This window comes from Eubacterium pyruvativorans (assembly GCF_900102225.1).
In the GTDB taxonomy this organism is placed as follows: Bacteria; Bacillota; Clostridia; order Peptostreptococcales; family Anaerovoracaceae; genus Aminicella; species Aminicella pyruvativorans.
The window spans coordinates 41,092-54,339 of the sequence record NZ_FNBF01000003.1; the positions used below are offsets into that span (position 1 = coordinate 41,092).

13 protein-coding genes are annotated in these 13,248 nt (G+C 55.6%); 1 reads left to right on the forward strand and 12 read right to left on the reverse strand.

The features are described from left to right. Positions 1-135 precede the first annotated feature (135 nt). The 8 genes from BLQ24_RS01840 to BLQ24_RS01875 all read right to left on the reverse strand — a co-directional run bounded on the left by BLQ24_RS01840 (position 136) and on the right by BLQ24_RS01875 (position 7,446). Complete coding sequence (locus BLQ24_RS01840) at positions 136-843, reverse strand: alpha/beta fold hydrolase (RefSeq protein WP_090162075.1); 708 nt, start codon at positions 841-843, stop codon at positions 136-138. A gap of 353 nt (positions 844-1,196) precedes the next feature. Next, positions 1,197-2,123 carry a translation elongation factor Ts gene (tsf, locus tag BLQ24_RS01845; RefSeq protein WP_090162077.1) on the reverse strand — a complete coding sequence of 309 codons (927 nt, stop codon included), beginning with the start codon at positions 2,121-2,123 and terminating at the stop codon, positions 1,197-1,199. A 50-nt stretch (positions 2,124-2,173) separates the two neighbouring features. Continuing rightward, positions 2,174-2,944, reverse strand: a complete 771-nt coding sequence (gene rpsB / locus BLQ24_RS01850; protein WP_090162079.1) for a 30S ribosomal protein S2 — start codon at positions 2,942-2,944, stop codon at positions 2,174-2,176. Between the two features lie 191 nt (positions 2,945-3,135). Beyond that, positions 3,136-3,633, reverse strand: a complete 498-nt coding sequence (locus BLQ24_RS01855; RefSeq protein ID WP_090162081.1) for a hypothetical protein — start codon at positions 3,631-3,633, stop codon at positions 3,136-3,138. 151 nt (positions 3,634-3,784) lie between these two features. After that, entirely contained in the window at positions 3,785-5,233 is a 1,449-nt protein-coding gene (locus tag BLQ24_RS01860) for an aminoacyl-histidine dipeptidase (protein WP_090162083.1), read from the reverse strand. Between the two features lie 226 nt (positions 5,234-5,459). Beyond that, on the reverse strand, positions 5,460-5,774 hold the full coding sequence (gene rpoZ / locus BLQ24_RS10420) for a DNA-directed RNA polymerase subunit omega (protein WP_090162084.1): 315 nt from the start codon (positions 5,772-5,774) through the stop codon (positions 5,460-5,462). A 58-nt stretch (positions 5,775-5,832) separates the two neighbouring features. Beyond that, complete coding sequence (gmk, locus tag BLQ24_RS01870; RefSeq protein ID WP_090162231.1) at positions 5,833-6,456, reverse strand: guanylate kinase; 624 nt, start codon at positions 6,454-6,456, stop codon at positions 5,833-5,835. 102 nt (positions 6,457-6,558) lie between these two features. Beyond that, the gene (locus BLQ24_RS01875; RefSeq protein ID WP_090162086.1) at positions 6,559-7,446 is read right to left on the reverse strand and encodes a YicC/YloC family endoribonuclease; all 888 of its coding nucleotides are present in this window, start codon (positions 7,444-7,446) and stop codon (positions 6,559-6,561) included. A gap of 235 nt (positions 7,447-7,681) precedes the next feature. Between BLQ24_RS01875 and BLQ24_RS01880 the strand changes: the two genes are divergently transcribed. Continuing rightward, positions 7,682-9,370: an Rqc2 family fibronectin-binding protein gene (locus BLQ24_RS01880; RefSeq protein ID WP_090162088.1), complete on the forward strand. Its 1,689-nt coding sequence runs from the start codon at positions 7,682-7,684 to the stop codon at positions 9,368-9,370. 160 nt (positions 9,371-9,530) lie between these two features. Here the strand turns inward: BLQ24_RS01880 and BLQ24_RS01885 are convergent, their stop codons facing one another. The 4 genes from BLQ24_RS01885 to BLQ24_RS01900 all read right to left on the reverse strand — a co-directional run bounded on the left by BLQ24_RS01885 (position 9,531) and on the right by BLQ24_RS01900 (position 13,221). Beyond that, on the reverse strand, positions 9,531-10,343 hold the full coding sequence (locus BLQ24_RS01885) for a GTP pyrophosphokinase (protein ID WP_090162090.1): 813 nt from the start codon (positions 10,341-10,343) through the stop codon (positions 9,531-9,533). Positions 10,344-10,803: 460 nt separating this feature from the next. Continuing rightward, positions 10,804-11,757: an RluA family pseudouridine synthase gene (locus BLQ24_RS01890; protein ID WP_242869552.1), complete on the reverse strand. Its 954-nt coding sequence runs from the start codon at positions 11,755-11,757 to the stop codon at positions 10,804-10,806. Then, positions 11,747-12,235: a signal peptidase II gene (gene lspA / locus BLQ24_RS01895; RefSeq protein WP_090162092.1), complete on the reverse strand. Its 489-nt coding sequence runs from the start codon at positions 12,233-12,235 to the stop codon at positions 11,747-11,749. Before lspA ends, BLQ24_RS01890 begins: the two co-directional genes overlap by 11 nt. A gap of 71 nt (positions 12,236-12,306) precedes the next feature. Then, the gene (locus BLQ24_RS01900; protein ID WP_090162094.1) at positions 12,307-13,221 is read right to left on the reverse strand and encodes a DivIVA domain-containing protein; all 915 of its coding nucleotides are present in this window, start codon (positions 13,219-13,221) and stop codon (positions 12,307-12,309) included. Positions 13,222-13,248: the final 27 nt, after the last annotated feature.

Below are 13,248 nucleotides of genomic sequence, written 5' to 3' on the forward strand. Positions count from 1 at the left end.
TCTCCCATTATCGGAACATATCCGGCTTTTCTACCACTCATCATAGCATATCCCGGAATCGAAAGACCAGAAAACGGTCCGAACCGGAAAAATATCTTCCGGTCCGGACCGCTCTCGTGCCCTGTCCTCTCCATCTTATTTCGTAAACGCCAGAACGGCTTCTGCTGTTATCTCCTGCTGCTTCCGGGAAGAAATCCCGGCAGTGCCGTCCCCCTTCTGATGACCGTAATCCCCATATTCCCCGTGGTTTCCGCCCGGAATCACGATTTCTTTTGTCCTCTGGGGACGGTATTTCCCGGCCTTCTGGTACGCCGACATCCGCAGCACGCCGTCCCGGTTTCCCCGGATCGTGAGCAGCGGGCAGCGGATCGGCTTCGTCGGATAGGATGCCAGCAGAATCAGGCCCTTCACCTCCCGTTCATGGGATGCAGTGTATCCTGCTGCCACCACCCCGCCCAGGGAATGGCCCATCAGATACCAGTTCTGATAGCTGCGGGTTCTCCGGAACCGGTCCGCCGCATTCCGGTCGAAGAATGCAAGGCGCAGAGGCACATCGGCCAGGAAGCAGTCGGTTCCGCCCTTTGCAATGCGCTGAAGTAAGGGAGCGTAGGATGCGGCCTCCACCTTGGCACCGGGATAAAACACAACGGCATTTTCCTTCCCCGGGCCGTCGAAGAGCCATCCCCCTTTCGTCCGAGTGACGGTCACTTCTTCACCGCTCTTCATGGCACGTTTCGCCGCAGCACCGGCATGATAGTAACACTGCAGGTAACCCGCCGCACCAGCGGTCAGCACGGCGATCAGAATCAGTATGGCGATGCCGATCCGGTGTTTTTTCTTCATAAGTCGCCCTTTCCTTTCCCGTGGATCATATAGCTGCGGATCCGGACGCTTTTCGACTGCGGAAAATTATATGTTAAGAAAATGTGTAAACGATCAACGTATCTTTGACAGAATAATAATCAAAGTGTATACTGGACCACGGTGTTGATTTCGCTCCGTCAGATTCCTTTCGAGGCGAACCAAAGCCGAAAATCATACAGAATAGCCCTGGAGCTTATGGATACTTTCTTTACTATTTCATGTCATGCCATATGCCCCAGGGTTATTTTCTTTTCCGGCAGAGACGAAAATCCCCGGATCCGCCTGGGCGGATCCGGGGAACCGGTCAGTTCAATTATCGCTTCGGCTGAGAATTACTTCTCTGCCGCTGCCGCCTGCTGAGCCGCAACTTCCGCCGCGAAGTCATCCTGTCTCTTCTCGATGCCTTCACCGACTTCGTAACGAACCATCTCTGTCAGCTGGATTTCCTTGCCCAGGCCCTTCGCAGCCTCAGCGACATACTCCGCCACAGTCTGGTCACTGTTCTTCACGAACTTCTGGTCAACCAGGCAGACATCCTTCAGGACTGCCTTCATCTTGCCCGGGATGATTCTCTCAATCAGGTTCTCCGGCTTACCCTCGTTCAGGAGCTGCTGGATAGCGATTTCCTTCTCGTTCGCCAGCCATTCCGGATCAGCCTCATCCTCTGTCACATATCTCGGGCTCATGGAAGCAACCTGCATCGCCACGTCCTTACCGACAGTCTCGATCTCTGCTGCGGAAGCCTCAGTTTTCATGCCGACCAGAACACCGATCTGTCCGTGGTTGTGCAGGTAACCGGTGTACACAGTTCCCGGTGCAGCGCATCTCACGAATCTTCTGATGCTCAGCTTCTCACCGATCTTCGCGATCTTCTGAACCAGAGTCTCGCTGACGGTTTCGCCGTTTTCATACGGCAGCGCCATGAACGCATCCATGGACGGATCTTCGCATGTCAGAGCCAGCTCAGCCAGCTTCTCTACGAATTCAACGAATTCCGGGTTCTTCGCAACGAAGTCTGTCTCGGAGTTGACTTCCACTGCCGCTGCAACAGAGTGATCGTCGTTGAATGCAACTCTGACCAGACCTTCTGCCGCAATTCTGTCTGCCTTCTTCGTAGCCTTGGAGAGACCCTTCTCCCGGAGAACGTCCATCGCCTTATCGATGTCGCCGTCAGCCTCCTGCAGAGCCTTCTTGCAGTCCATCATGCCTGCACCGGTCTTGTCTCTCAGTTCCTTAACCTGTTTCGCTGAAATAGCCATTCTATTCCCTCCTGTGTTATGAAAAAAGAATATATTTCCGGATTTCAGAATTACTGCTCGTCTGCAGCAATTTCTTCGATGCTCTTCGGCGCTTCTGTGTCAGCCGCAGCCGCATTCGCATCTGCCTCGTCGAAGCTCTCGCCCTGGTTTCCTTCGATCACAGCGTCTGCCATCTTGGAAGCAATCAGCTTCACGGCTCTGATCGCATCATCGTTGGCCGGAATTGCGTAATCCACGTCATCCGGATCACAGTTCGTATCTACCATTCCCACAATTGGAATGCCCAGAATACGCGCTTCATGAACAGCAATCTTCTCCTTCTTCGGGTCAACGATGAACATTGCACCCGGCATGCCCTTCATGTCTCTGATGCCGCCCAGGTTCTTCTCCAGCTTATCATGCTCTTCCACGAGCTTCGTTACTTCCTTCTTGGAGAGCTTGTCGAAGGTACCGTTTTCCTTCATTTCTTCGATTTCCTTCAGACGGGCGATTCTCGTTGCAATCGTCTTATGATTCGTCAGCATACCGCCCAGCCATCTCTGGCTCACGTAATACTCACCGCATCTCTTCGCTTCGTCTTCGATCGCATGCTGAGCCTGCTTCTTCGTTCCTACGAACAGAATCGGCTTTCCGGCTTCCGCTGTCTCTCTCAGGAAGTTGTATGCCTCATCAATCATCTTCACTGTCTTCTGCAGGTCGATGATATAGATTCCGTTTCTCTCTGTGAAGATGTACTTCGCCATCTTCGGGTTCCATCTTCTCGTCTGGTGACCGAAATGTACACCGGCTTCCAGCAACTGCTTCATGGATACTACTGCCATAATTGATTCCTCCTGGTTTTCACTTCCACCCGGCCCCTGTCCGCATCAAACCGTCCTCCGACGGCACCTACTGCGAAACAGCCGGATGTGCTGTTTAGATCATGCTTCGTCTGCCCCATGCAAACGAACAGAGTTATTATACAGAAAACACCTGCGAAACGCAAGTGTTTTCTGTACTTCCCGGGATGATTTCAGGAACGGGAAAGTCCCCTGTCCGAAAGGACAGCGGAACCGGGTCCGCTGAGGAACTGTCCGGTCCGCTGGGGGACCCCTGTATATTCCCGGATATAGATGTTGAACCGCTGCCGGGTGCGGATATATGCATCCCGGCCCGGTACGGCCAGGGAACCGTCCCGGAACCAGACTGTCCCCTGTTCCATATGACTCACCTGGCCGAAATTGATGTACCATCCTGCCACCATCAGACAGAACCGGTCATCCAGATACCGTTCCAGTTCTTCCCTGCGGCAGTACATTCTGTACTCCCGGTTCTCCAGGATAATCCGGAAACAGTGTCCGTCCCGCCGGATCATAATGATGTCCGGCAGAGCGATCAGTCCGCTGAACCTGCGGGTGATCACCGGCAGATACCGCTCTTCTTCCGCCGGAACGAATCCGGGGAGGCCGCCGGATAATCCGCCGGTTCCCGCCCCCGACCTGCTTCTTTCTGTCCGTTCTGCTGCCGTCAATCTTCTCACCTCCGGTTTCCTGTCCTACTCCATTGTAGTCGCTGGGATCTGAAGATTGCAACAGAAAGCGTTCGTTGATTTCCCATGCTTCCGGGCGCTTTCCGGCGCCCTTCGCCGTTTTCCCGCCCGGGCCGGTCCCTTCCGACGGGACTTATCTGCAGGCCTTCAGAACGTTCTTCAGATACTCCCATGTGCGGGCAGTGGAAGAAATGGAAAGGTATTCGTTAAACGTGTGTACGTTCCGCATGTCCGGCCCCAGGGAAACTGCATCAATCTCTCCCAGTTTCTCCGCCCATTTGCCGCATTCCACGCCTGCATGGACGGCGCCGGATACCGGCTTCTCACCGTACTGCTTTTCGTAAACCTCGGTGCAGATGTCCAGCAGTCTGGAATTCGGATTGAACTCCCAGGCGCCGTATTCACCCTTCCGCTCCAGTGTGCCGCCAACCAGCTCTGTCATCAGCTGGATCTGATCGGCCAGGTGATCTCTCCTGGAATTCACCATGGAACGGGCCATGGAACCGGAATAGAACTCTTTCCCTTCCAGACGGAGGATTCCCATGGACACGGAGGTCTCCGGCATACCGCCCAGATCCAGGCTGGTCTGCTGTACCCCCAGCGGCAGAATGTTGAGGTAGGACAGAACCGTTTTCTGACTTTCCTCTGTCAGCGCTTCTTCCGTCACCTCTCCCTTCTTCTCCGTCAGGAAGACCATATCCGGATCAGCGGTACGGTATTCCGCACGTACCGTCTCCGTGATCTCCGCCACCGCCTGTTCGAACGCCTGCTCTTCTCCCTTCTTCACAACCAGTTCACCCACAACCTTGTTCATAATCGCATTGGTCACTTCACCGCCGGACAGGGTGACAATCCGGAACGCCGCTTTCCGGCCGGCTTCCATCAGAACCCGTGCGGTCAGATTCGCCGCATGGGCCCGCTCCATATGGATATCACTGCCGGAATGACCGCCCAGAAGTCCCTTCACTTCATAATGATAGCCGGTTCCGCTGACCGTTTCCCGGGCCGTCGGAATATGCGCATAGAGATCCACTGCGCCGGCACAGCCTACGGTCAGAATGCCTTCCTCTTCCGAATCCAGATTCAGGATCTTCTTCGTCTTCAGCTTGGATCCGTCCAGTCCTTCCGCACCCAGCATGCCGATCTCCTCATCCACGGTGAACACACATTCCAGCGGCGGATGCGGAATATCCTTTCCGTCCAGCACCGCCAGCATCATGGCCACTGCGATGCCGTCGTCCGCGCCCAGGGTAGTATTCTTCGCCCGGATCAGATCTCCGTCCACATAGAGCTCCAGCGGATCCTTCGTGAAATCATGATCCGAATCCTCCGTCTTCGCCGCAACCATGTCGATATGACCCTGCAGCATGACCGCATCCGCATCCTCATAGCCTTCCGTGCCATCGGCATAGATGATGACATTGTTGAGATCATCCTGATCGTACGTAAGACCGTGTTCCTTCGCGAAATTCACAATGTAATCGCTGATTTCCTTCGTGTGACGGGCGCACCTCGGAATATCACTGATCTCCTGGAAATACCGGAACACTTCCTGCGGTGCCTGCATGCTCACTTCACTCATGATTTTTCCTCCTGTAACTAATCTCCCGCAAGTCTCTCTGCATCTCTCAATTTGCGAGAGCACCCAAAAAAAACAACAACTTTTGAATATTGCGATATCTCTGCCTGCAATTCCACACCGGCAGGGATTCGCCGAAAAAAAACGAAATACCGGACGGGGCCGTTTCCGGCCCGCACCTGCATTCCGCTGTTTCGCCGATTTTCACAATCGATCGGATTTCTTCGGATTACTCCTCTGTTTCTGTGTCTTCTTCCGCCGCTTCTTCGATCACTTCCGCCGCATCCGCTTCCGGTTCTGCTGCTTCCGCCTTCGCCTTCTCGGCTTCCGCCCGCTCCGCATAAACCTGCTCCGCCGACTTATAGGAAATCAGATCTTCGCTGAGTTCCTGAGCCGCCATAGAGACCGGCCGCGGGGAAGGAATATGGGATGTCAGAAGCGGTTTCCCGTCGATCAGATCTCTGGAGCGCTTCGCTGCCAGAATGCACAGGGTGTACCGGCTGTCGACTTTCTTTCTCAGTTCGTTAATGGATGGATATAACATGAAATCGTCCCTTTCTATATCAATTCGTCGGTAAACGCACTACGGCCCCGGAAGCTCTCTATGCTTCCCCGTACTTCTCCCGGATCAGTGTGTGGAGATTCTCATCCACTCGGGCATGTTCCGCCCGCATGATCGCCCGAACCGTTTCCACGGCCTCTTCCAGGTCATCATTCACCACGCCGTAGTCATAGCGGTCAATGAACGTGAGCTCTCCCCGGGTCTTCGAAAGCCGCCTTTCGATGACTTCCGGTGCATCGGTGCCCCGGCCCGTCAGACGGCTTCTGAGCACCTCCATGGACGGCGGCAGAATGAAAATCAGCACCCCTTCCGGAAAAGCCTTCTTCACATTCAGGGCTCCCTGGATATCGATTTCCAGAATCACATCCTTTCCCTGGTTCAGCTTCTCCATGACCTTCGACTTCGGCGTGCCGTAGTAGTGATCATACACTTCGGCATATTCCAGGAAGCCTCCCGCTTCGATCTGCCGGCGGAACTCTTCCTTCGTGACAAAGAAATAATTCACACCGTCCTCTTCACCCGGTCTCGGCTCTCTGGTCGTCATGGAAATGGAAAGTGCCGTCCCCGACGGATCTGCCTGATCCATCACGGCGTTCACAATCGTGCCCTTTCCTGCGCCGGAAGGCCCGGAGATCACGAATAATTTTCCATTCTGCTTCTGCATGTCTGCCTGCTCCCGTATCAAATACACTCTTTCTCTGCTGCATCTTCCCGTCTCCGGACCAAATGCAGTCAACATTATACACCAACGAAATGTGACAGGCAACTATTCAATATTCTGCACCTGTTCCCGGATTTTCTCCACTTCCGCCTTCACCCGGAGCATCAGCTCCGTGATCGTCAGATCATTCGCCTTGGAACCGATGGTGTTGGCCTCCCGGTTCATCTCCTGCACCAGGAAATCCAGTTTCTTCCCTTCCGCTTCCGTCCCGCTTTCGATGATCGCCTTCATCTGATCCATATGACTCTTCAGCCGGGTCAGCTCCTCTGTGATATTACACTTATCCGCAAAGAAGGCGACTTCCACCGCCACCCGGTCCTCCGGCACCTCGATTTCGCTGTTTTCCATGAGATCCCGGATTCGTTCCGTGAGCCGCTCCCGGTATTCCTTCGGCACACTGTCGGAGCGCTTCTCGATCCGGGCCACCAGATCCTTCACCAGTTCTCCCCTGGCCAGAAGATCCTTCGCCAGCTTCCCGCCTTCCACGCCCCGCATCTCCTCCAGATGCCGTCCGGCCTCGTCCGCCGCATTCACCATAGCCCGGGTGATAGCCTCTTCATCCTCCACCTCCGGCACCTGCTGCATTACATCCGGGAAGCCTGCCAGAAGGTCCAGCGTGACCTCTCCGGACACACCGAATTCATCCTTCAGCGCAGTAAGATTCTCGATATACTGGGCCGCCGCCGGCCGGTTCAGCCGGATCTTCACGTCACTTTCCGTCAGATTCTCCACCGTCACGGAACAGTCCACCTTCCCCCGGCGGACATACTTCTTCAGCGCCTTCTTCATGGCCTCTTCCGCAAAAAGATACCGGCGCGGCATCTTCACGTTAATGTCGCAGTACCGGTGGTTCACCGATTTCACCTCGATGATCACATTCCGCTTTCCGTCACTGTATTCGCCCCGGCCGAATCCGGTCATACTTCTGATCATTCTGCTACTCCCATTCTTCTATCTCCGGCGGAGTTCCGGCTCCGCCCGGCATTTCCAAGGACACCGGGCCAATACCCGGAATTCACTCACTATTCTAACACATGAAACGGCCCTTTACAATTGACTGCCCCCGTTCCCATGGTATAATTATCTATCTGACAAAAAGCGACGGCACCGGCGGTCGGCCGTGCGCCCCGTTATTTTTTGTCGATCATGAAAGAAAAGGGGTATTATTATGGCTTTCGACGGAATCGTAACGGCCGCGGCCGCCCGGGAACTCCGGGACCGCATCCTGTACGGCCGCATCAGCAAGGTCTACCAGCCGGAATCAGACGAGCTGGTGCTGAACATATACACACAGAAAGGAAATGTCCGGGTCTACGCCACGGTGGACAGCGCCGCCGCCTGCATCCGGATCATTGACCAGAACCCGGTGAACCCGCCCCAGCCCCTGCCATTCTGCATGCTGCTCCGGAAGCACCTCCAGGGGGGCCGCATTGTGGCGGTGGAGCAGAAGGACTCGGAGCGGATCATCGAGATCACCCTGGAAACGCTGAATGAACTGGGATTCACGGTCTCGAAGAAATTGATTTTTGAGATCATGGGGAAGTACAGCAACATCATTCTGACGGATCTCGCCACGGGAAAAGTCGTGGACAGCATGAAACGGATCTCCATTGATATGGACCGGGCCCGGCAGATACTTCCGGGAAAGATCTATACCTATCCGCCGGCCCAGAACAAGATTCCGTTCCGGCAGGTCACCCCGGAGGAAGCCCGGGATTCCGGGGAAACCTGGAAGGCGGTTCTGTCCCGGATCGGCGGGATTTCCCCGGGTTTTGCCCGGGAACTGGTGTCCGCCGGGGACCGCTTCGAGAGACTGCAGGAAGCGGTGACTGCCGCAGACAGCGGCGACCTCGCGCCGGTGGTGTATGTGGACGACGAAGATACGCCGAAGGAGTTCTATTTCCAGCCGCTCCGGGAATATGAGGAAAGCTGCCGCCGCCTGGATTTCCCTACTCTGTCGGAGGCGGCAGGATACTATTTCGAACATAAGCGCAGCTCCAACCGGGCCCGGCAGAAGTCCCACGACCTGGTGCGGTCCGTGAGCACCAGGCTGGACAAGCTGTATCTGAAGAAGCAGCGTCTGGAGGAGGATCTTCTGCGGGCGGAGAATTCGGAGGATCTCCGTCTGTTCGGAGAACTATTGACAGCCAACATGCACCTGATGCATTCCGGCATGAAGGAAATCACCGTGACGAATTATTATAACGGGGAGGAAGTCACCATTCCGCTGGATCCCCGCTGGACGCCGAACAAGAACGCCCAGTCCTACTTCAAGCGCTACGGCAAGGCGAAGACGGCCATTCACGAGAAGAAGGCCCAGCTCACGGAGAATCAGGAAAACATCGATTATCTGGAATCGGTGCTCACCTACCTGAACAACACCAATGAGATCACGGACATCGAGGATCTCCGGACGGAGCTGGAGGACACCGGTTTCGTCCGGGCACGGAAGCAGTCCCACCGCCCGAAGAAGAAAAAATTCCGGGCGGACCCGCTGCATTACACCACCTCCGACGGCTTCCCGGTACTGGTGGGCCGGAATAACCGGGAGAACGACCAGCTGACCCTGCACACGGCATCCAGAACAGACTACTGGTTCCACACGAAGGATATCCCCGGTTCCCATGTCATTGTCCAGACCCAGGGACGGGAGATCACGGAAACTGCCATTTTCGAAGCGGCGGCACTGGCTGCCTACCATTCCAAGGCCCGGACTTCCGAGAATGTGCCGGTGGACTATGTGCAGGTGAAGCACGTGAAGAAGCCGAACGGGGCCAAGCCGGGGATGGTGATTTTCACAGATAACCGGACGGTGTATGTGAATCCGAAAGAACTGCCGGAGATGCCCCGTCCTTAGAAAACGTCCTGATCAGAACCTCCCGGCAGAACACGAAAAAAACAGGCACAACGCACCGCATCGTTCCGGATTTTCTGCGCAGCTCCCCTGGGGGCTGCGCAGGAAAACGGTCCGCCGGCAGTTGTGCCTGCTTTTTTATATTGTTTCAGTCATTTCCGGATCAGTTGAAAGCCTGCAGGGTCTGAACGTTGTCCGGCCGTTCGTTGTAAGCCTGCTGCTTCTTCGTGATTTCGTTGTATTTCTCCAGTTCGTTGATCCGGTCCCGGATGCCCATCATGCGCATGTCGGTGCCGGAGATGGTGGCGGCACATTCCGCCAGATCATCGGTGATGGCCTGAATCACTTCTTCCGAGAGACCTTTCTTGTACTTCATCTTGTGTTCCAGGCTGGCCCAGAAATCCATAGCGACGGTGCGGATCTGCACTTCCACCCGCATCGGCTTCTTCTCACTGGAGAAGAATACCGGAACCTGAACGATCATATGATAGCTGCGGTATCCGTTGGACTTCGGATTCCGGATATAATCCTTCACCCGGATCAGCGTGATGTCATCCTGCTGAACCAGCATTTTCGCCACCTTATAGATGTCATCGATGAACGGACAGATGACCCGGACGCCGGCCACATCGTTCAGATTCTCTTCGATGGAAGCCAGACTGATCTCATTCTCCTGCTTCAGCAGTTTCTGATAGATGCTCATCGGTTTCTTGCGGCGGGAAATAATGGATGAAATCGGGCTGTAATCCCTGGTCAGGGACAGCTCGTCATTCAGAATCTCCAGTTTCGTCCGGACTTCCCGGATCGCCGAATCGTACCGCATCATCAGCAGGTCGAAATTCTCCAGTTCCAGCAGGGCGTCTTCCGGATGCTTGGAAATAGTCTCCACCAGTCCCTCTGTTGCCTTCAGAACGGCATCCGGGTACGTCCCGGGTCCGGGTTTCTGTTCATCCCGGCGTGATGTTGTTTCGTTCATACTCAATCCTCTTTCCCTTCTGCCCGGCAGACGCACTCTGCGAAAAACCACGGAAATCCGGCTGTAATCTGCGGATTATTGCAGTCAGTCCGCTTCACCGCTTGCGTTCTGCCCACCTGTGTTTTATGCTCATCCATACAGCCGGGGCATCCCGCCCCGGTGCTGTAATCCTTTCCGAAGGAGGTCTGTTCATGAAGCGAAGATGTACTTTCTGCGGGAGCAGTGAAAACTGTACTCCCTTTCATCGGGGTGCCGTGTGCGCCCGGTGCCGGGCGGACATACTGCGCACGCCGCTCTGTGCCCTGCCCGACGCATCATCCCTTTTTTGTTCAGAAGTGCACAGCGTGCAGTCGGCCTACACAGATCATCAGACACATGAACCGGTCACCGCATCTCATGACGGGCCTTCTCCGGAGATCTGACCGGGAAAATCCGGGGATTTCCCCTCCCAGGGACCCGCCTATCGGACGCCGTATTTCATCCGGAGAAGGTCCAGTTCATGAAGGAACAGTTCCGGGGGATCTGCCCGGAATTCCAGATACTGTCCCGTCACCGGGTGCCGGAACCCCAGCACTGCGGCGTGAAGGAACTGTCCCTCCGCCCCGCTTCGGGTCTTCCGGGGCCCGTAGAGGGGGTCCCCCAGCAGCGGATGCCCGATATACGCCATGTGCACCCGGATCTGATGGGTTCTGCCCGTCTCCAGACGGCATTCCACCAGGGTGACCGGACCATACCGCTCCAGAACACGGAAATGGGTCACGGCACGCTTCGGGTTCTCTCCGTTCACCGCTCTTCTGAGCCGGTTCTTCGGATCTCTTCCCAGCGGCTGGTCCACGGTTCCTTCCTCCTCCCGGATGTTGTCCCTAACCAGGGCCAGATATCTTCGGGTGGTGGAGTGTTCCGCCAGCTGCCGGGCCAGAGATGCGTGGGCCTCATTCGTCTTCGCAGCCATCAGGAGTCCGCTGGTGTCCTTATCAATCCGGTGCACGATGCCCGGCCGGACCGGACCGTTGAGATCCGACAGCCGGTCTCCGCAGTGAAACAGAAGTGCATTCACCAGCGTACCGGTCATATTCCCGGCCCCCGGATGAACCACCATCCCACGAGGCTTGTTCACCACGATGACATCCTCATCTTCGTAATAGATGTCCAGCGGGATGTCCTCCGGCAGAACTGCCGCTTCTTCATAGGCCGGGACCGAAAGTTCCACCAGGTCATCCGGCTCCGCCTTCCGGTTTTTCTTCCACTCCACCTGACCGTTGACCCTGACCCGCCCGTCCCCCAGAAGGTTCTGGGCCATGGACCGGCTGACTCCCTCTGCCTGCTTCGGAATGATGACATCCAGTCTCTTTCCGGCGTTTTCCCCGTCCACACGGAAAGAAATCATTCTGTCCGCCCTTGCATTATCTTCCATGCTTCGGTCTGCCCTTCCCCGCACCGGCGGCTCTGTGATCCATCCGTTCGCCGAACAGTGCATAGATCAGGATCAGAATACAGCCTACCGTCACTGCGATGTCCGCCACGTTGAAGATCGGCGGGAAGATCCGGAATGAAAACATGTCCGTCACCTGGCCGAAGAGCGTCCGGTCAATCAGATTGCCGAAGCCCCCCGCCGCCACCAGGGTCAGGGCGTACTTCACCATCGGGTGCGTGTACCTGTGCAGAAATACGAACAGCATGATGCTGATGATGATCACCACCGGCACCGCCAGCAGCATCTTGTTGTTAGATGCGAACATGCCCAGCGCCGCCCCCCGGTTATTGATATAGGTAATCCGGAAGAAATCCCCGATCACGGAAACGGAGTCCCCCTGAACCATGGTGGAGCGGACCAGAATTTTCACTGCCTGGTCTGCCATGACCACGAGAATTGCAATAATCAGATAAACCATGATTATCCTTTCTTTTCGACGAAAGTGCGGGGTCCAAGGGCCCCGCACCGTTCCGCTTTTCGTCGTCGTTCTTATTTCAATCTGGAAAGGATCTCTTTCTCATCCACAACGATAGTCTTCGCCTTGTCGTCGAACGCCGGTTCCTTCCGCGGCGTTTCGGTCTGAGAAGGACGATAGGTTCCCACCTCTTCATCGATCTTCTTCAGGAAATCTTCCTCTTCGGATGCCGGCTCTTCACGCCGGCCGGCCGGTTCCTCGCCCCGGAAATCGAAATCCGTATGGCTCAGAGTGCTTCTGTCCATAACAATCGTGCGGGACAGGTCTTCCGGAATCTCCTCCGGTTCCCGGACACGGTTCATCACCTTCGTCCGGTCCATATCCTTTTTCGGATTCTCCGATTCCAGAGCCTTCTGCTCCGCCTTCGCCAGGATGTCCTCGGCATCCGGCAGATCTTTCAGCTCCCGCTCAAGAGAATCCAGAGAGTTGCTCTGTCCGCTGACAACGCCGCTGTGATTCAGCTCGCCCTCCAGATCACTGAAGAGATCATCCACATTGTCTTCCACCTTCTGCTGTTCCTTCTGCATGAAGTCCCGGAAATCCGCCTTAAATGTGCTGATCTTCCGCTGCAGCATTTCCGCTTCCCGGGTGAAGCTCTCTACCGAATCCTTCGCATTCCGGGTGATCGTCTGTGCGTCCAGCCGGGCGTTCTTGATAATGACCTCCGCCCGCTTCTCCGCACTTTCGGAGATGTCGCTCATCAGACGCTTCGCCTGTTCCAGTGTATTGGCCACAGACTGCTGGGTCTTCTTCGACTCCTCAATCTGCGCATTCAGCTGCTTGATCTCCGCAGCCATCTTCGCATTCTCATCCAGCTGTTTCTGGAAGTCGATCGTGATTTCATCCAGAAACTCATCCACTTCCCGCTTATTATAGCCGCGCATCGCATTGGAGAAGACCTTGTTCTGAATATCATTCGGTGTAACCATAGTACTGACCGATCCTTTCCCTCATCT

Bases quoted from the DNA above. Each gene is read 5' to 3' on its own strand.
- BLQ24_RS01840 (WP_090162075.1), bottom strand. From the start codon at position 843: ATGAAGAAAAAACACCGGATCGGCATCGCCATACTGATTCTGATCGCC.
- BLQ24_RS01880 (WP_090162088.1), top strand. From the start codon at position 7,682: ATGGCTTTCGACGGAATCGTAACGGCCGCGGCCGCCCGGGAACTCCGG.
- rpsB (WP_090162079.1), bottom strand. From the start codon at position 2,944: ATGGCAGTAGTATCCATGAAGCAGTTGCTGGAAGCCGGTGTACATTTC.
- rpoZ (WP_090162084.1), bottom strand. From the start codon at position 5,774: ATGTTATATCCATCCATTAACGAACTGAGAAAGAAAGTCGACAGCCGG.
- lspA (WP_090162092.1), bottom strand. From the start codon at position 12,235: ATGGTTTATCTGATTATTGCAATTCTCGTGGTCATGGCAGACCAGGCA.
- BLQ24_RS01860 (WP_090162083.1), bottom strand. From the start codon at position 5,233: ATGAGTGAAGTGAGCATGCAGGCACCGCAGGAAGTGTTCCGGTATTTC.
- gmk (WP_090162231.1), bottom strand. From the start codon at position 6,456: ATGCAGAAGCAGAATGGAAAATTATTCGTGATCTCCGGGCCTTCCGGC.
- BLQ24_RS01875 (WP_090162086.1), bottom strand. From the start codon at position 7,446: ATGATCAGAAGTATGACCGGATTCGGCCGGGGCGAATACAGTGACGGA.
- BLQ24_RS01885 (WP_090162090.1), bottom strand. From the start codon at position 10,343: ATGAACGAAACAACATCACGCCGGGATGAACAGAAACCCGGACCCGGG.
- BLQ24_RS01890 (WP_242869552.1), bottom strand. From the start codon at position 11,757: ATGGAAGATAATGCAAGGGCGGACAGAATGATTTCTTTCCGTGTGGAC.
- BLQ24_RS01900 (WP_090162094.1), bottom strand. From the start codon at position 13,221: ATGGTTACACCGAATGATATTCAGAACAAGGTCTTCTCCAATGCGATG.
- tsf (WP_090162077.1), bottom strand. From the start codon at position 2,123: ATGGCTATTTCAGCGAAACAGGTTAAGGAACTGAGAGACAAGACCGGT.